The sequence below is a fragment of the Burkholderia sp. 22088 genome (assembly GCF_052045915.1).
GTDB classification, from domain to species: Bacteria; Pseudomonadota; Gammaproteobacteria; order Burkholderiales; family Burkholderiaceae; genus Burkholderia; species Burkholderia cepacia.
The window spans coordinates 57,773-75,104 of sequence record NZ_JBQEPY010000029.1; the positions used below are offsets into that span (position 1 = coordinate 57,773).

The following is a 17,332-nucleotide window of genomic DNA, read 5'->3' on the forward strand; positions in this document are numbered from 1 at the left end:
GATGCCCAGGACCGTCCACGTGATCGGCGCCGGCCTTGCCGGCCTGTCGGCCGCGGTCGAGCTGCAACGCCGCGGGCGGCGCATCGTGCTGCACGACGCGCACGCGCATGCGGGCGGCCGCTGCCGCTCATGGTTCGACGGGACGCTGAACACGACGCTCGACAGCGGGCTGCACACGGTGTTCGCGGGACAGCCCGCGACGCAGCGCTACCTGCGTGCGATCGGCGCGGCCGACCGGCTCGCGGGGCCCGCGCTGCCTGAATTCCCGGTCGTCGACGTCGCGTCGCAGCAGCGCTGGACGCTGCGCTTCGGCGACGGGCGCTGGCCGTCGTGGCTGTTCGATGCCGCATCGCGTGCGCCGGGCACGACGCCGCTCGACTACCTCGCGCTCGCCCCGCTCGCGTTCGCGCGCATGGGCCGCTCACTCGCACAGACGATGCGATGCGACGGCATGCTGTGGGAACGTTGGCTGCGGCCGTATTTCCTCGGTGTGCTGAACGTCGAGCCGCGCCACGCGAGCGCCGAACTCGCGCGTGCGGCGCTGTGCGGCACGTTTGCCGCGGGCGGCCCCGGCTGCCGTCCGCTCGTCGCGCGCGATGGTCTCGGCAGCGCATTCGTCGAACCGGCGCTGCGGATGCTGCAGCACGGCGGCGCGCAGATCCGGCTGAACTCGCGGCTCGACGCGCTCGAATTCGGCGCGCACGGCAATGCGGTCGATGCGATCTCGGTCGGCGGCGAGCGGATCGATCTCGCACCGGGCGACGCCGTCGTGCTGGCCGTGCCGCCCGAGGTCGCGCAGCCGCTCGTGCCCGAGCTCACCGCGCCCGACACGTTCAGCGCGGTCGTGACCGCGTATTTCGCGATCGAGGCGCCGGCCGGCACGCCGTTGCAGACGGCAGTCGTGAACGGTGTCGTCGATGCGGTGCGCACCGGCGGCGGCCAGCTCGCGGCGACGATCCGCGACGCCGGCCGCTGGCTCGACACGCCGCGCGACACGCTTGCGCGGCGCATCTGGGAAGACGTCGCGCGCGTGACGGGCGCGAACCCGGAAACCATCCCCGCGTGGCAGCTCGTCGTCGAGCCGCGCGCGGGCTTTGCGGCGGTGCCGTCGCAGGAAATGAAACGTCCGGCCGTGCGTACGCGCTGGACCAATCTCGTGCTGGCGGGCGACTGGATTGCCACCGGCTTGCCCGCCACGATCGAGGGCGCGATTCGCTCCGGCCAGCTGGCCGCGGACGTGCTCCAGACACAGTAAGCAACAGAGGGACCGATGAACGATCTCACCGAAATGGCTACCTTGTCCGCCGGCACCGTGCCGGCCGGCGTCGATGCGGCCGTCGCGCGTGCGACCGACGCGCTGCTGGCCGCGCAGAACGCGGACGGCCACTGGGTCTACGAACTCGAAGCCGATTCGACGATTCCCGCCGAATACGTGCTGCTCGTCCACTATCTCGGCGAGACGCCGAACGTCGAGCTCGAACAGAAGATCGGCAAGTATCTGCGCCGCATCCAGCAGGCCGACGGCGGCTGGCCGCTGTTCACCGACGGCGCGCCGAACATCAGCGCGAGCGTGAAGGCGTATTTCGCGCTGAAGGTGATCGGCGACGACGAGAACGCCGAGCACATGCAGCGTGCGCGCCGCGCGATCCACGCGATGGGCGGCGCCGAGATGTCGAACGTGTTCACGCGCATCCAGCTCGCGCTGTACGGCGCGATTCCGTGGCGCGCGGTGCCGATGATGCCGGTCGAGATCATGCTGCTGCCGCAGTGGTTCCCGTTCCACCTGTCGAAGGTGTCGTACTGGGCGCGCACCGTGATCGTGCCGCTGCTCGTGCTGAACGCGAAGCGCCCGCTCGCGAAGAACCCGCGCGGCGTGCGCATCGACGAGCTGTTCATCGATCCGCCCGTCAACGCCGGGCTGCTGCCGCGCCAGGGTCACCAGAGCCCCGGCTGGTTCGCGTTCTTCCGCGTGGTCGACCATGCGCTGCGCGCGGCTGACGGCCTGTTCCCGAACTACACGCGCGAACGCGCGATCCGCCAGGCCGTCTCGTTCGTCGACGAGCGCCTGAACGGCGAGGACGGCCTCGGCGCGATCTATCCGGCGATGGCCAACGCGGTGATGATGTACGACGTGCTCGGCTACGCGGAAGATCATCCGAACCGCGCGATCGCACGCAAGTCGATCGAGAAGCTGCTCGTCGTGCACGACGACGAAGCGTATTGCCAGCCGTGCCTGTCGCCGGTGTGGGACACGTCGCTCGCCGCACATGCGCTGCTCGAGACGGGCGACGCGCGGGCCGAGGAAGCCGTGCTGCGCGGCCTCGAATGGCTGCGTCCGCTGCAGATCCTCGACGTGCGCGGCGACTGGATCTCGCGCCGCCCGCACGTGCGGCCCGGCGGCTGGGCTTTCCAGTACGCGAACGCGCACTACCCGGACGTCGACGATACGGCGGTGGTCGCGGTGGCGATGGATCGCGCGCAGAAACTCCGGCAGAACGACGCGTATCGCGATTCGATCGCACGCGCGCGCGAGTGGGTCGTCGGGATGCAGAGCAGCGACGGCGGCTGGGGCGCGTTCGAACCGGAAAACACGCAGTACTACCTGAACAACATCCCGTTCTCGGATCACGGCGCGCTGCTCGATCCGCCGACGGCCGACGTGTCGGGCCGCTGCCTGTCGATGCTGGCGCAGCTCGGCGAGACGCCGCTGAACAGCGAGCCGGCGCGCCGCGCGCTCGACTACATGCTCAAGGAGCAGGAACCGGACGGCAGCTGGTACGGCCGCTGGGGGATGAACTACGTGTACGGCACGTGGACGGCACTGTGCTCGCTGAACGCGGCCGGCCTGACGCCGGACGATCCGCGCATGAAGCGCGGCGCGCAGTGGCTGCTGTCGATCCAGAACAAGGACGGCGGCTGGGGCGAGGACGGCGACAGCTACAAGCTGAACTATCGCGGCTTCGAACAGGCGCCGAGCACGGCGTCGCAGACGGCCTGGGCGCTGCTCGGCCTGATGGCGGCCGGCGAGGTGAACAACCCGGCGGTGGCGCGCGGTGTCGACTACCTGATCGCCAACCAGAACGAAGAAGGCCTGTGGGACGAAGCGCGCTTCACGGCGACGGGCTTCCCGCGCGTGTTCTACCTGCGCTACCACGGCTATCGCAAGTTCTTCCCGCTGTGGGCGCTCGCGCGCTATCGCAACCTGAAGCGCGACAACACGACGCGCGTCACGTTCGGGCTGTAACGCGTGGCGACGCAATCCACCGGCATGCTGCCCGTCATCGCCGTGACGGGGATGGCGTTCGAGGCGCGCATTGCGCGCGGCGACGGCGTCGAAGCGGTCTTCGCCGCGCGCGCCGACCGGCTCGAACGCGCGCTGACCGAGGCGACCGCGCGCGGTTGCGCGGGCATCGTGAGCTTCGGCACCGCGGGCGGGCTCGCGCCCGACCTGGCGCCCGGTGCGCTCGTGATCGCGAACGCGATCGACGGGCCGTTCGGCCGCGTCGAGACCGATACGCGCTGGAGCACGCGGCTCGTCGCCGCGCTGCACGACACGCCGGTGTGGGCGCGCGTCACGCGCGGCACGATCGCAGCCGTGAGCGCACCGGTCGTCAGCGAACAGGAAAAGACGTCGCTGCATCGCGCGAAGGGCGCGCTCGCCGTCGACATGGAGTCGCATATCGCGGCGGCCTTCGCGGCGGCGCGCGGTGTGCCGTTCGCGGTGTGCCGCGCGATCGTCGATCCGGCGTGGCGCACGTTGCCCAGCGCGGCGACGGCCGGCCTGCGCGACGACGGCAGCACGGCGATTCTGCCGATCCTGCGTGAGCTGCTGAAGCAGCCGTCGCAGCTCGGCCCGCTGCTGCAGGTGGCCAGCGACGCGCGCGCGGCGCGCACGACGCTGATCCAGGCGCGGCACGCATTCGAGCGTGCGGGCGCGATGCGGATTGTCTGAGCGGCGTTCGCCGCTCTTCTCACCCTTCCCTTCCCGGCTTTCCTTCCGTTTCTCGCGGACAAATAGCGGACAAAAAAAGAGCGCTGCAGATTTGAACTGCAGCGCTCTTTTTCCTTGCGGCGGTAGCCGTTGCAGCGTTACTGCGCGGCCGGACTGCTCGCAGGCGTTGCCGGCGCGGTTGCCGATGCCGCGGCAGGCGCAGCAGCCGGCGTGCTCGCCGGCATCGCACCGTCCGCACCCGGATCGTCGTACTGCGGCAGCCCCGGCGCGGCCGGTGCATTGTTCGGCGCAGCGCCCGGTGTACCGCCCGACTCGCCCGGATCCTCGTAGTTCGGCAACCCCGGCACGGCAGGCGTCGCGGCCGGCACGGCGCCCGATTCACCCGGTTCGTTGTAGGTCGGCAGCGTCGCGGACGACGACTGGCTGCGATACGTCAGCGACTTGCGCTGCTGCAGGTACGCGTCGCGCACGAACGAATACGGATCGAGCGCGGCCTGCTTCAGCAGGTCGGTCGCGCCGAGCAGGTCCGAGCGCGCGCTGATGAACTGCGCGATGTACATCGGGTTGCGCGCGGCCGGCTCGATGTAGTTGAGCAGGTTGAAGCGCACGTCCACCGCGCGGCCGACGCCGTCGCGGAACGTGCTCGGCCCGAACACGGGCAGCACGAGGTACGGGCCCGACGGCACGCCCCAGCGCGCCATCGTCAGGCCGAAATCCTGGTGATGCTTCGGCAGCCCGGCCGGCGTCGCGATGTCGATCAGGCCGGCGACGCCGAACAGCGAGTTCATCGCGACGCGCATCAAGTCCTGCGTCGCGTCGGTGATGCGCAACTGCAGCAGGTTGTTCGCGATGTTGCCGAGGTCGCCGAGGTTCGAGAAGAAGTTGCTGATCGCGGTGCGCACGGGCGTCGGCGTGACCTTCTGGTAACCCTTCGCGATCGGCTGGGCGATGTTCGTGTCGACGGTGTCGTTGAACTTGTACATCGCCCGGTTCATCGGCTCGAGCGGGTCGTTGGGGTTGCGGTTCGGTCCCGTCGCGCAGCCGGTCAGCACTGCGCTGGCGGCAACGGTCGCCGCAATGATTCGCACCTTATTCATTGATTCCTTGCGATTGGTTCTTGGCGCGTTTGACGCGCGGTTTGCCCATCAGGACGGGCTGGAACACCACGGCGCCGATCAGCGTGCAGGTCAGGGCCAGCGCGAGCAGCTTGCCCATGCTCGACGTGCCCGGGTGGTGCGACAGCCACAGGCTGCCGAATGCGGTCGCCGTCGTCGCGGCGCTGAACAGGACGGCGTGCGTGAGGCTCGAGTGCAGCAGCCCGGTTTGCCCCCCGCGCCACGCCATCACGAAATACACCTTGAACGCGACGCCGACGCCGAGCATCAGCGGCAGCGCGATGATGTTCGCGAAGTTGAGCGACATGCCGAGCACGACGCACAGTTCGAGCGTCACGATGCCCGACACGAGCAGCGGCACCAGCGTGCGCAGCACGTCGCCGAAGCGGCGCAGCGTGACCCACAGCAGGATCGTGATCGAGATGATCGACCACAGTGCCGCATGCAGGAACGCGTTGATGATCGTGTCGGCCGAATGCAGGATCGAGATCGGCCCGCCGGTCGCGCCCGGCTCCGCGGCCTTCACGGTCTTCGCGAAGCGGCGCAGCATCGTGTCGTCGTTCGGGTCGACGCCCTTCGGCACCTTCGGCGAAATCTGCACGAGTGCGTGGCCGTCCGGTGCGACCCAGTCGCGCACGAGCTGCGGCGGCAGCGATTCGCGCGTGATGTCCTGCGGCTGCAGCAGCGAGGCGAGCTGGTTGAGCGCGATGCGCAGCGTGTCGGAGAACGCACGCTCGGCGCGGTCGCGCGTCGCGGCGTCGGCGGCGGCGAGTTTCGCGAGCGAGGCCGACAGGTGCTGCGCGGCGGCCGCGCCCGGGCCCGGATGATCTTCGGCCGCGTAGCTCAGCAGGTCCGACACGCGCTTGAGCGCGGCGACGCGCTGCGCGTCGGTCGCGGGCGGCGCGGCCGGCTGCGTCAGCGCGGGCAGCAGGTCGCTCGCGGCCGCGGCGATCGCCGCGCGCTTGGCCGGCTGGTCGGCGGGGATGAAGGTCGACAGCGTGGTCGTGCGGCCCACTTCAGGCAGTGCGTCGAGGCGCTTCGCGGCCGCGTCGGCATCGGCGAGCGACGGCGCGAGCAGCGTGACGTCGTTGACGGCGGCTTCCGGCGAATCCTTCAGCGCAAGCAGTGTCGCCATCGATTCGCTGTGCGGATCCTTCAGGTGCAGCGGGTTGAAGTCGAAGTGGAGGAACGCGAGCAGCGGCAGCGCGCCGATCACGACCACGAGCGTGCCGATCAGGATCGGCTTGCGATGGCGATCGAGGTAGTCGTCGACCGGCGCGAGCCACGGGAAGCCCGGCGTCTTCGATTCGCCCGGCGGCGCGAACAGGCGCAGCAGCGCCGGCAGCAGCGTGATCGTGGTCAGCAGCGCGACGAACATCCCGACGCCCGCGATCAGGCCGAGTTCGGACACGCCGCGATAGGCGGTGGGAATGAACGAGAAGAAGCTCGCCGCGACGGCCGCGGTGGCCAGCGCGAGCGGCATGCCCATCGAGTGCGCGGCGCCGATCAGCGCGTGATCGATGCGCGGATCGCGGAAGCGCTCCTCGCGGTATTTCACGCCGTACTGGATCGAGAAGTCGACGCCGAGGCCGACGAACAGCACCATGAACGCGACCGAGATCATGTTCAGCGAGCCGACCATCGCGAGGCCGAGCGCGGCGGTCACGACGAGGCCGACGAACAGCGTGACGAGCACCGAGCCGATCATTCGCTTCGAGCGCAGCGCCAGCCACAGGATGACGAGCACGGCGAGCAGCGTGAGCGCGCCGTTGAGCGCCGCGCCATCTTCGACGGACGCGAATTCGTCGTCGGCGAGCGGCTGTTCGCCGGTCAGGCGCACGGCGGCGCCGTAGCGCTTCTCGAGGTCGAGCGAACGGGCCGCGTCGCGGATCACCTGGCTGGTTTCCGCGCCGGCCTTCAGCGCGCCGTAGTTGACCACCGGCTGCACGGTGACGAACGCGCGCGCGGGCTGCCGCGCGGCATCGTTGTCGACCAGCGCGCGCCACGAGAACGCGGCCGGCTTGCCGGCCAGCACGTCGTCGACCGTCGCGGCGCTGCGTGCGAGCAGCTTCGCCATCGCGGGCAGTTTCACCTGGCCGGTCAGGAGCGGCTGGCCGAGCGTGGTGGAGAGTGTGGTCGCGAGCCCGGTCAGGCTCGGGTTCTTCGCGAGTTCGTTGACGAGCGGGCGCGCGCTCGCGAGCTGCGAGGTGGTATCCGTGACCTCCTGCGGCGACAGGAACAGCAGCCCGTTGTGCTCGAAGAACGGCCCGCCGCCGGGCTCGGCGACCTGGCCGATGCGGCCGGCGTCGGCATCCTTGCGCAGCGCTTCGGTCAGCGCATGCGCGGCGGCGTTCGCGAATTCGGGCGCCGGCGCCTCGACGACGGCGAGGATCGTGCCGTTGCGTTGCGGGAACGCCTTGTCGACGGCCTGGCCGAGGGCGGCCCATTGCGGCTCGGCATCGACGAGCTTGCTGATGTCGGTGTTGATCTTGAAATGCTGCGCGACATAGACGCCGCTGAGCGCGGCGATGACGAGCGACAGGACGACGACCCAGACGGGGCGGCGCACCGACCATGCAACGAGTCGGACGATGAGAGATGTCACCATGTGGCGGTGGGGAGCGGCTGGCAAGGGCAAAGTAGCCAAGTATACCGGCGCGGCGTGGCGGCGGTCGTGACGTTGGGGGTTTCGGGGCGGGAAGGAGATTTGTTCGCGACGGCGGAATCGATGCCGATGGCTCGCCGGTTTGTAAGGGGATATTTACATAATCGGCGCCGCGCTGCGTCGTCGCGCCGCCGCGCGCCTGTGACAAAGGAACCTGAAAGGTAACAGTCGGTCACGGCGGCGCACCGAGGCGTCGGGCCCGGTATACTTTGCTTCGTCGGCCGGTGCAATGAACCGGTCGTTTTTTCTCATCGAGCGATATTCGTATGAAACGTCATCTGTTTGCTTTCGTCGCGGCGGCCGCCGTGTCGGTTTCCGCTTTTGCGCAGAGCGCGCCGGTCGATATCGTCCGCAATGCGGTCGAAGGTACCGTCAACGCGATGAAGGCCGATCCGGCCGCGCGCGGCGGGGACATGGCGAAGGTCTCGGCGGTCGTCGAGCAGCGCTTCCTGCCCGCGACCAACTTCGAGCGCACGACCCGCATCGCGGTCGGCGACGCGTGGAAGCAGGCCACGCCGCAACAGCAGCAGGAGCTTTACAAGCAGTTCAAGCTGCTGATGACGCGCACCTACGCCGCGTCGCTCGCGCAGCTCGGCAGCCAGGACGCGAAGTTCTCGTTCAAGGCCGGCGGCGCGTCGGGCGCCGACGCGCTCGTGCAGTCGACGGTCACGACGCCGGGCGACAGCCAGTCGGTCGGCTATCGTCTCGGCAAGGTCGGCAACGACTGGAAGATCTACGACATCGACATGTCGGGCGCGTGGCTGATCCAGGTCTACCAGGGCCAGTTCAAGAGCCAGCTCGCATCGGGCGGGATCGACGGCCTGATCGCGTATCTGCAGAAACACAATTCGCGGACGAACTGACCGCCGCCGCGCGGTTCGGAATCCGGATGCATGAAGGGCGCCCTCGGGCGCCCTTGTTTATTTACCCTGGGGCGTGGTGGGCAGTCGAACGACCGACGCGTCCGCACGTCCGGGCGTGACCGCGCAAGTCCACACCGCCTTCGCACACATCGAGGCTCGCTGTGCGCGGCCTACTGATACGTCATGGTGAAGGTCAGCACGGCGTTTGCGCTGCCGGCTGTGACCTTCGCGGCCGTCTGGTAGTACCTGGCCGTGAGCGGGATCGTGTAGGAGCCGCCGGTCGATTTGCTGTAGCTCGTCAGCGTGTACTGCGTGTTGTATTTCAGCGCGTTGCCGTTGCCGTCCTTCAGTTGCAGGCCGATACCGGTGGCCGTCGAACCGCTCGACAGCGCCAGCACGCCGTTGGTGCTGTCGAGGACGGCATTGACCGGGATGAACTGGTACTGGATCGAGTTCAGGCCTGTCGGGCAGGCGTTGACCGCCACGTTGAGCGAGACGGCCTGTTTGTTGGTCGAGCCGATGCCCGTGAATTCCGACTGCATGGGCGAGCCCATGTTGACCGTCACGTTCGGCGTGGTGCACGCCGCGACATTGACGATGGTCGAGGTCAGCGAATACGACACGTGGCTCGAAGCGGAGACCGCAAACGGGCCGTTGATGTTTGCTCCCCCCGTCGAGGGCGCTCCCTCGAACAGCACGCCGCCCGTCACCGTGCCCGCCGTGATGGCGCCGGTCTTGACCAGCGCCACCTGAACCTGGCCGCCGTTGGTGACCAAACTGTTCGTACCGTTTTGGTTACAGGCCCACCCAGCCCAAGGGCTGGGTAGCGGCGGCCTCGGCGTGCCGAGATCGTCCCATGGCTGCCATCCACAACCGTTCGCATAGGAACGCACGCCGATCGCGACACCGACGCCCGGCACATTGGTATTCCAGACCGTATAGGCCACACCATTCGGCCCGGCCACCGTCATGCCGGCCTTGGTCATCGACAGCGCTTCGAAGGCCATACCCGAGAATGCAGAACCCGACACGAGGCAACTATAGAAGTTGGTGGTGGCCGGAGTACTGGCCCAGGTCGTCAGCACCGTACCGATCGCTGCGTCGCGCGGGATCGTCACCGAAGCCGGCATCGAGATCGTCACCGTCTGTGCCGTGCCCGTGCAACTGGCGCTCTGCGCAAACGCGGCACGCGAACCCAGACCAGGCATCAACGCTACCAGCGCGAGCAGCCAGAACACCACGCGGCCCCAGCCGCGTGCCGATTTCGCCTGCCGGCGCGTCGCGGCCGGTTTTTCGTTCTTGTTCATCTTCTTTCCCAGGTTCATCGCATCCGCTGCGCTTATTTCGTGCATACCGCCTCCGCGTCGATCCAGCGTTGCTTGCTCGTCTTGTTTTCCGTTGGCAGCGTGTAGGAGAGCGAACAGTGATCGCCATCCGTGTCGCCCCACTTCACCTTCAGCGTGCCGGTATCCGTCTTCACGCCGCGCAGCACGACGCGGCCATCCTGCGCGACGGTGCCGACGTTCTGCCCCGCCGTATCGCTCACCTCCGCGCCGAACGGAACCGGCTCACCATCGGCCATGCGCGCGCGCATGATTACCGCGCGTCCGCCGCCCTCGGTCTCGTACTTCAGCCGCACCACCGCACCCGCGGTCGGCGCGACGTGCTGCGCGCTGGATTTCAGCTCGACGCTCATCGGCACGCCCTTCGGATCGATTTCCACCTCGTTGGTCGAGAACGGCGTCAGGGTCGACACCAGTGCATGACCGAACCGATCGATGCGCAGGCCGCTGCCGGCCGTCACGCGTGCGCCGTTTGCGTCCTTGGCCTCGACGATCGCCATCGTCTCGCCCATGGTCGGCGTGAAGGCCACGCCGCCGGCATAGGCCACCATACCGCCCGAGATGCCGCCGCCGTACTGCGTAAAGCCGGTGCCCTTCGAAGCGTTGCCCGACAAGGTCGCATACGGCGACATGTAGGACACGTTGCCGCCGACGTTGGCGGTCGCCCCGGTGCCGCTGCCGCGGGTATGGCCGACGTTCACGCCATAGCTGAGCGCGTTGTCGATGCCGAGCGAGCCGGTCAGCGACTGCTGGACCAGGGTTGCGCCATGGCTGTCGTGTTGCAGGCTGGTCGACGAGTACAACGTGCGCGAGCCGAGGTTCAGCGGGATCGACACGTTCAGCATGAAGCGGTTGTCCCAGCGGTTTTGCGTCGCGTCGAATTGGCGCGCGACCGACACGCCGTAGTTGATGCGCCGGAAATTGTTGCTGTAGCCGGCCTGGAACTGCGTGTCGTTGCCGCTGCGATTCCAGTAATTGACGGTCGAGCCGGACAGGTAGAACGAGCCCCAGCCTTCCGGCAGGCCCTGGTTCAGCATGACCTGGAACTGACCGCGACGCACGCCGCCCGACAGCAGGCCGTTCACGCCGCCGGTCTGCTGGCTGCGCAACTGCATGGCGTCCTGCAGGCCCAGGTAACCGCTGCTCGAATAACGATAGGCGGCCACCGCGATATTGGTATTGGTCGGACTGATCAGCTTGCTGTACGAGAGCTTCACGCTCTGGCCGTGGCGCGTGCCCAGGCCGGGCAGATCGGTGTTGGCCTGCGTGATGTCCAGCGCGAACGAGCCCAGCCCGGTGTTGAGCGCGACGCCGGCCAGGCCTGCCAGGTAGCCGGGCGCGGCCGTCATGCCGCCGTAGCCGGTGATCAGGTTGGTGAAACCGTGCTGTACGGTCGCCTGGAACAGCGCGGGCTTGCTCGACAGCAGCGGACTGCGGTACTGGCCGGCCGTCACGCTGAAACGCGTGATGCCGGGCCGCAGCGAACTGACGGCCGACGCATACGGCACCTTGAAGGTGTGGATGCTGCCGTCGGCTTCGGTCACGATGACGTCGAGGTCGCCGCCATAACCGGTCGCATAGAGATCGTCGATCTCGAACGGGCCGGTCGCGACGGTGGCGCTGTAGATGATGTTGCCGTTCTGGCGCACCTGCACCAGCGCATTGCTGTTGGCGATGCCGTGGATGGTCGGCGCATAGCCGCGTTGCGATTCCGGATACATGCGCTCGTCGCTGGCGATCCGCACGCCGCGAAAGCCCACGCTGTCGAACATCGTGCCGTCGGTGAACGCGTCGCCGATCACGAGCTGCGCCTTCAGGCGCGCGATCGAGCGCTGCAGGCTGGTCTGCACGCTCTGGTAGTGCGTGCCGCCGTGCGTGTCGTAGGTGGTGTTGCCGTTGTGGCGGAAGCGCCAGGGCCCGACGTTCAGGCCGGCGGTCAGGCCCAGGTAGGCTTGGGTCGACGAGGCGCCCTGGTTGTCGGCGCGGTAGATGTTGCCGTTGTACGACAGCAGCGCAGCCGGCACGCCCTCGTCCCAGTAGCGCGGATCCACGTAGCCGCGCGCCGCGCGGCTCAACGAGGCCTGCGGGATGCTGACGTCGAGCCGCTGCTCGCCATTGTCGAAAGTGGCGACGGCGTCCGGCACCAGCATGCCGATCGTCGCGCAGGCATGGTTCGAGTCCGTCAACATGAGCGTCGCTTCGGGCGACAGCTTCGCGAGATCCACCCCGACCTGCTGCAGCAGCTCGCGATCGAAGCAGGGCTGGACGTTGTTTCGGCTGTCGCCCACCTGGCGCAGCGTGATCGCGGTACGACCGATCCAGTTCGTGTTGACGTACAGGTCGGCGCGATACGAACCCGGCGCCGCGGCATTGCCTTTTTCGAAGCGACTGACGTCCACCCGCGTGCCGCCCGGGCGCTGCAGGAACAGGTCGTCGAACTGGACTTCCGCCACCTGTGTGGCGCTTGTGGTCTGCGCCATCGCGCCCGTCGACGCGAACACCGACAGCGCGAGCAGGAAGCACGGGCGCGGGCGCCAGCGCACGAATGGCGGCAAACTCGAAAGACGTTGGATCACGATAGGCACCTGAGCGTGAGCAAGCCTCCGCCCTGCCCGGGCGGGCATGCTTGGTCTTGCTGTGGAAAGGACGTGGCGCGCTACCCGCGCCTCGCGCAATGGAAGAGAGTCAGTCGCGCATCATCGCGACGGTGCGGCGGTGTCTGACCGCAATGGCGTCTCGCCGATGACCGAGCCGCCGTAGTCGTTCAGCGTCGTGTAACGCACGCTGGCGCCGGCCGAGCCGGGCACATCGCCTTTCAGCGGGAAGGCGCGCGTCTCGCCCGGCCCGACCATGCCGCCATCGTCGAAGATTGCGCTGCGTCCGCCCGACTGCACGCTGATCGTGGTCAGCGACACATGGAACGGCGTCGGGTTGTGCGCCTCGATGGCCGGCTTGCCGTCGGCCTGTGTGAGCCGCCAGGTGAGCTGCGCCGGCGCATCGGCCGATGAACCCGCGAGTTTTTCCGGACGATAGAACAGCTTGATGCGCGAACGGAATGCGAGCTGGATACGGTTCATGTCCGCGTCCGCCGCGCTCGGCTTGGGCGGCACCTCGAGCACGTTGAGCCAGAACACCGACTCGTGATCCTGCGGCATGGGTTCGCCGGTGTAGACGATGCGCAGCGTCTGCGATTTGGACGGATCGATCCGCGAGATCGGCGGCGTGACGGTGAAGGGCACCTTGGTCGTGGACGGCGCGCCGCGCACGTCACCTGTATCGACCCACGACTGCACGAGCGCGGGCGACTGGCCGGCGTTCGACAGCTTGAGCGTGACCTCGGATTCGCTCGCGGCATAGATTACGCGCGTGCCACCGATCACCACCGATGCATCGGCGGGCGTTGCCAGGTAGCCGAGCCATGCGGCGCATGCGGTGGCGATCGCGCGCCGGAGGGTGTTTCGAAGCTTCATGATGGAGATCGATGCAGGTAGCGAGCACGAGGGGCGGAGCGACGTCGTGCCGCTCCGCCCGCTCTTGCTATGTATAACTAAGTGATTGGTTACTGATAAACGAGCGAGTACATCACGCTCGACGTCGCCGCGCCTGCCGTTGCAGCGCCGGTTGCGAAGTACTGCGCGTAGTAGTTCAGCGTGGCGGTGCCGGTCGAGCTGATTGCGACTGACTTCGAGTTTTGCGAGGCGTCAGCTGCGCCGATCTTGATAGGCGAATAGGTGCCGTCGCCGTTCAGCAGCTGGATCTCGACGTTGGTCGCGCCGCCGGCGGCCAGGATCAGGTTGCCGGTGGCGGTGTCGACCGTCGGGCCCGGTTCGAAGTAGGTGTGGACGTTGCCCGACGCCGGCGTGCAGGCCGTCAGCGCGATGTTGAAGGGCGTGCGGTTGGCCCACTGGCCTGCGGCGGCCAGCGCGCTGGTCGCCACCGATTGCAGCGGCACATTGAAGTTGTTCGAGCCGCTGCCGTTGCCGTTGATCGTGCAGGTTTGCGCGGTAACGCTGCCGTTGAACGTGATTGTGCCGTCGGCTGCGGATGCGATTTGCGACGCAGTGGCTGCAGCCACGAACAACACGGCGGTAATGAGTTTGGTTTGCATGTTTTTGGTTTCAGAAAGAATCGATCTGGATGGTGATACGACGCCGACGCGATATCCGTTGACAGCGCGACGCGACATCCAACGGCGACCCGAAAAGGCATCACACGGCCGAATATTATGTTTTCGGCTTGGTTACACTTGGACAGAACGAATCCTACTGGCGTCAACAATTCGTAAGATGAACAATTGTCACTTCGCGGTGGCACCAATGAAAAATGCCGTTCAGCGTGACTGAACGGCATTCGCCCTCGGGTGCCTGGTTCGTTGCCGTGCGTCAGGTGCCGGCGCCGAGCATCCGCAGGCAATCGTCGACCACCGCGTCGACGAACGCGGTGCGATCCGTTTCCGGCGCCGCGATGATGTGGTCGGTCGCGCCGTGCACGCCCGCATAGATCAGCAGCGCGGTGACCTGCGGGTGCGCGAGCCGCCAGGTGCCGGCCCGTGCGCCGCCGTCGAGAATCTCGCCGAGCTGTTCGAGGATCGCGTTCTTGTCGGCATTCGCGCGATCGTGGTGATGGTGATTCGCGTAGACGATGTCGTGCGTGCGGTAGGTCGCCGCGTAGGTTTCGATGTTGGTGCGGATCCACGCGCGCAGGCGCGCGAGCCAGTCGTCGGCGTCGCACGCGTCCACGGCGTGCTGCAAACGGTCGAGGAACGACGCCGTGTAGCGCTGCGCGAGCGCGGCGAGCATGTCGGATTTCGATTCGAAGTAGTGGTAGAACGTGCCCTTCGCCACCTGCGCGTGCTCGACGATCTCGCTGATGGTCGTCGCTTCCACGCCCTGCGCGAGGAACAGCCTTTCGGCCGCGGCCATCAGCTCCTCGAGGCGCACTTCCGCCGGCTTCGTGCGCGGCAGCTTGCCCGCCGGCGCGTCGTCCTTTCCTGTCGTGGTTCCTGCCTTTGTCCTGTCCGTCATCGCGCGGCTCGACGCCCGTTCGTGCAAAGCCCGCAGTTTAGGCCAGCGCCCCGTTCACGGCCAACGCAATCCATTGACCGACGGTCAGTCGGTATATATGATGCGAATCATTCTCATCTTCGTGCCCGTGAAGGGCCGACCGCCATGCCTCGCTACCGTCGCGCCGCACTCGTCCTGGCCGCCTGTCTCGGCACCTTTCTCGCCACGCTCGACATCAGCATCGTCAACGTCGCGTTGCCGACGCTGCAGACGGCGCTTGATACCGACATCGGCGGCCTTCAGTGGGTCGTCAACGCGTACGCGCTCGCGCTGTCGGCGTTCATGCTGTCGGCCGGCCCGCTCGGCGATCGCTACGGACACAAGCGCGTGTGGCTCGCCAGCGTGGTCCTGTTCACGGCCGGGTCGGTGGTCTGCGCATGCGCGAGCCGGCTCGAGCCGCTGCTGATCGGGCGCGCGATCCAGGGGCTCGCCGGCGCGTTGCTGATACCGGGCGCGATGCCGATCCTCACGCATGCGTTTCCCGATGCGCGCGAGCGCGCCCGCGCGATCGGCGGATGGTCCGCGTTCAGCGCGCTCGCGCTGATCCTCGGGCCGCTGGTAGGGGGCCTGCTCGTCGAGCATGGCGGATGGCAGGACATCTTCCTCGTCAACGTGCCGATCGGCATCGTGACCGTGCTGCTCGGCGCGTGGGGCATTCCGGAGCGCCGGCATCCGCAGCACGCGGCGTTCGATCCGCTCGGCCAGGCGCTGAGCGTGGCCTGGCTCGGGTTGCTCACCTACGGGCTGATCGGCATCGGCGAAGCCGGCGCGTCGCACGTGAAGGTGCTCGTCCCGCTCGCGGGCGCCGCGGTGGCGTTCGTCGTGTTCGTGCGTGTCGAAACGCGCGTCGAGCGGCCGCTGCTGCCGGTCTGGCTGTTTCGCGACCGGCGGCTGGTGCGCGCCAATCTCGCGTCGTTCGTGCTCGGGTTCTCGGGGTACAGCAGCCTGTTCTTCCTGTCGCTGTTCCTGCAGCAGGCGCAGGGGCGCACGCCCGCCGCCGCCGGCTGGCAACTGATGCCGCAGTTCGTGATGACGGCGGTCACGTCGATGCTGTTCGGGCGCATCGCGGCGCGCATTCCGTTGCACGGGCTGATGGTGGCCGGGTACGGTCTGGTCGGCGCGATGCTCGCGGTCATGGCGGGCTTCGGTGCGGGAACGCCGTATGTGCCGGTCGGCATCGCGCTGGCGGTGCTCGGGGTCGGCATGGGGCTCGCGGTGCCCGCGACCGGCATGACCGTAATGGAACTCGCGCCGGCCGAGCGTGCGGGCATGGCGTCGGCGACGATGAACGCGTTGCGCCAGACGGGGATGAGCATGGGCATCGCGGTGCTCGGCAGCATGATGAGCGTCGGTGCGCTGCACCGGATGACGGCCGCGATGCAAGCGGCCGGCAGCGCGCAAGCGGATACGCTGGCGCGGCAGGCAGTGATGGAGCATGTGTTTGCGGCGGGACAGCCGGCGCTGCTTGGCGCGTATCGGGATGCGATGGCGCACGGGTTTTCGATCGCGGTCCTGTGTTCCGGAATCCTCAGTGTGGGTGTAGCGGTGATGCTGACGATGCGGCGTGAAACGAAGAAGCAATCGGGGCGCGCGGCGGCGGCGTGTATGACGTCTTCACGGCCGGATTGATATGCCTTGCCGGCCGGCCGAGCCTTTTGCGGCAGACCGCGGCGCCGACCTACCTTCGCCGATGCTCGACCGCGAACTTGATCAGCTCGGCCTGCCCCTCGATCTCCAGCTTGCGCTTCAGGTTGAGCCGGTGCGTCTCGACCGTGCGCACCGACAGCCCCGTCTGCTGCGCGATCTGCTTGCTCGACAGCCCTTCAGCCAGCGCGTCGAGGATGTCGCGTTCGCGCGGCGTGAGCCGGTCGAGCGGCGACGCGGTCGTGCTCGCGTGGATCATCCGTGCGGCGAGCCCTTCGCTGAAGAACGTCTGGCCCGCCAGCACCGTGCCGATCGCGCGCACGATCTCGCTCGCGGGCGAATCCTTCAGCAGGTAGCCGCTCGCGCCGGCACGCACGGCCTGCGTCACGTATTCGACGTTGTCGTGCATCGACAGCATCAGCACGCGGATGCCCGGAAAGCGTTCGTGAAACACGCCCGCGAGCGTGATGCCGTTCATGCCGTTCATGCCGATGTCCATCAGCGCGAGATCGGGTTCGAGCGACGCGGCGAGCGCGAGCGCCTCGTCGGCGTTGCCGGCTTCGCCGACCACGGACAGGTCGGCCGCTTCGAGCCGCATCCGCAAGCCGTCGCGCACGAGCGGGTGATCGTCGACGAGCAGCAGTCGGGCGACGGGCCGGGCGGTGTCGGGGGCGCTCATGCGTGAAA

The 17,332-nt window shown here is 67.9% G+C and carries 13 protein-coding genes; 5 read left to right on the top strand and 8 right to left on the bottom strand.

Translation table 11 applies throughout. The annotated features are described in order from the left end of the window. The first annotated feature begins 1 nt into the window (after position 1). The 3 genes from hpnE to ACTJLD_RS38905 are packed head-to-tail and all read left to right on the top strand — an operon-like array spanning position 2 to position 3,952. Complete coding sequence (gene hpnE / locus ACTJLD_RS38895; RefSeq protein WP_060083902.1) at positions 2-1,255, top strand: hydroxysqualene dehydroxylase HpnE; 1,254 nt, start codon at positions 2-4, stop codon at positions 1,253-1,255. Between the two features lie 15 nt (positions 1,256-1,270). Then, positions 1,271-3,244: a squalene--hopene cyclase gene (shc, locus tag ACTJLD_RS38900; RefSeq protein WP_021161397.1), complete on the top strand. Its 1,974-nt coding sequence runs from the start codon at positions 1,271-1,273 to the stop codon at positions 3,242-3,244. 24 nt (positions 3,245-3,268) lie between these two features. Next, positions 3,269-3,952 (top strand): phosphorylase, encoded by a 684-nt coding sequence (locus ACTJLD_RS38905; RefSeq protein ID WP_119337568.1) that lies wholly within the window; start codon positions 3,269-3,271, stop codon positions 3,950-3,952. A 137-nt stretch (positions 3,953-4,089) separates the two neighbouring features. On the opposite strand, the gene ACTJLD_RS38910 is transcribed toward ACTJLD_RS38905, so the two are convergent. Beyond that, a complete protein-coding gene (locus ACTJLD_RS38910; RefSeq protein ID WP_059693247.1) occupies positions 4,090-5,049 on the bottom strand; it encodes an MlaA family lipoprotein in 960 nt (319 codons plus the stop codon). Further along, positions 5,042-7,675 carry an MMPL family transporter gene (locus ACTJLD_RS38915; RefSeq protein ID WP_027790210.1) on the bottom strand — a complete coding sequence of 878 codons (2,634 nt, stop codon included), beginning with the start codon at positions 7,673-7,675 and terminating at the stop codon, positions 5,042-5,044. Before ACTJLD_RS38915 ends, ACTJLD_RS38910 begins: the two co-directional genes overlap by 8 nt. Positions 7,676-7,998: 323 nt before the next feature. On the opposite strand from ACTJLD_RS38915, the gene ACTJLD_RS38920 reads away from it, so the two are divergent. Then, positions 7,999-8,595: an MlaC/ttg2D family ABC transporter substrate-binding protein gene (locus ACTJLD_RS38920; protein ID WP_027790211.1), complete on the top strand. Its 597-nt coding sequence runs from the start codon at positions 7,999-8,001 to the stop codon at positions 8,593-8,595. Between the two features lie 170 nt (positions 8,596-8,765). Here the strand turns inward: ACTJLD_RS38920 and ACTJLD_RS38925 are convergent, their stop codons facing one another. From ACTJLD_RS38925 to ACTJLD_RS38945, 5 genes are all read right to left on the bottom strand, one after another. Continuing rightward, the gene (locus ACTJLD_RS38925) at positions 8,766-9,902 is read right to left on the bottom strand and encodes a fimbrial protein (RefSeq protein ID WP_230952120.1); all 1,137 of its coding nucleotides are present in this window, start codon (positions 9,900-9,902) and stop codon (positions 8,766-8,768) included. Between the two features lie 32 nt (positions 9,903-9,934). Continuing rightward, a complete protein-coding gene (locus tag ACTJLD_RS38930) occupies positions 9,935-12,562 on the bottom strand; it encodes a fimbria/pilus outer membrane usher protein (RefSeq protein ID WP_440661439.1) in 2,628 nt (875 codons plus the stop codon). Between the two features lie 72 nt (positions 12,563-12,634). After that, positions 12,635-13,408, bottom strand: a complete 774-nt coding sequence (locus ACTJLD_RS38935; protein ID WP_060174092.1) for a fimbria/pilus periplasmic chaperone — start codon at positions 13,406-13,408, stop codon at positions 12,635-12,637. 89 nt (positions 13,409-13,497) lie between these two features. Next, positions 13,498-14,046 (bottom strand): fimbrial protein, encoded by a 549-nt coding sequence (locus ACTJLD_RS38940; protein ID WP_027790215.1) that lies wholly within the window; start codon positions 14,044-14,046, stop codon positions 13,498-13,500. 274 nt (positions 14,047-14,320) lie between these two features. Continuing rightward, positions 14,321-14,962 (bottom strand): TetR/AcrR family transcriptional regulator, encoded by a 642-nt coding sequence (locus ACTJLD_RS38945; RefSeq protein WP_060083896.1) that lies wholly within the window; start codon positions 14,960-14,962, stop codon positions 14,321-14,323. 144 nt (positions 14,963-15,106) lie between these two features. On the opposite strand from ACTJLD_RS38945, the gene ACTJLD_RS38950 reads away from it, so the two are divergent. Further along, positions 15,107-16,630 (top strand): MFS transporter, encoded by a 1,524-nt coding sequence (locus ACTJLD_RS38950; RefSeq protein WP_440661441.1) that lies wholly within the window; start codon positions 15,107-15,109, stop codon positions 16,628-16,630. 49 nt (positions 16,631-16,679) lie between these two features. Here ACTJLD_RS38950 and ACTJLD_RS38955 read toward each other — a convergent pair whose 3' ends face one another. Next, a complete protein-coding gene (locus ACTJLD_RS38955) occupies positions 16,680-17,324 on the bottom strand; it encodes a response regulator (protein WP_027790218.1) in 645 nt (214 codons plus the stop codon). Positions 17,325-17,332: the final 8 nt, after the last annotated feature.

Bases quoted from the DNA above. Each gene is read 5' to 3' on its own strand.
- hpnE (WP_060083902.1), top strand. From the start codon at position 2: ATGCCCAGGACCGTCCACGTGATCGGCGCCGGCCTTGCCGGCCTGTCG.
- shc (WP_021161397.1), top strand. From the start codon at position 1,271: ATGAACGATCTCACCGAAATGGCTACCTTGTCCGCCGGCACCGTGCCG.
- ACTJLD_RS38905 (WP_119337568.1), top strand. From the start codon at position 3,269: ATGCTGCCCGTCATCGCCGTGACGGGGATGGCGTTCGAGGCGCGCATT.
- ACTJLD_RS38910 (WP_059693247.1), bottom strand. From the start codon at position 5,049: ATGAATAAGGTGCGAATCATTGCGGCGACCGTTGCCGCCAGCGCAGTG.
- ACTJLD_RS38915 (WP_027790210.1), bottom strand. From the start codon at position 7,675: ATGGTGACATCTCTCATCGTCCGACTCGTTGCATGGTCGGTGCGCCGC.
- ACTJLD_RS38920 (WP_027790211.1), top strand. From the start codon at position 7,999: ATGAAACGTCATCTGTTTGCTTTCGTCGCGGCGGCCGCCGTGTCGGTT.
- ACTJLD_RS38925 (WP_230952120.1), bottom strand. From the start codon at position 9,902: ATGAACAAGAACGAAAAACCGGCCGCGACGCGCCGGCAGGCGAAATCG.
- ACTJLD_RS38930 (WP_440661439.1), bottom strand. From the start codon at position 12,562: ATGCCCGCCCGGGCAGGGCGGAGGCTTGCTCACGCTCAGGTGCCTATC.
- ACTJLD_RS38935 (WP_060174092.1), bottom strand. From the start codon at position 13,408: ATGAAGCTTCGAAACACCCTCCGGCGCGCGATCGCCACCGCATGCGCC.
- ACTJLD_RS38940 (WP_027790215.1), bottom strand. From the start codon at position 14,046: ATGCAAACCAAACTCATTACCGCCGTGTTGTTCGTGGCTGCAGCCACT.
- ACTJLD_RS38945 (WP_060083896.1), bottom strand. From the start codon at position 14,962: ATGACGGACAGGACAAAGGCAGGAACCACGACAGGAAAGGACGACGCG.
- ACTJLD_RS38950 (WP_440661441.1), top strand. From the start codon at position 15,107: ATGCCTCGCTACCGTCGCGCCGCACTCGTCCTGGCCGCCTGTCTCGGC.
- ACTJLD_RS38955 (WP_027790218.1), bottom strand. From the start codon at position 17,324: ATGAGCGCCCCCGACACCGCCCGGCCCGTCGCCCGACTGCTGCTCGTC.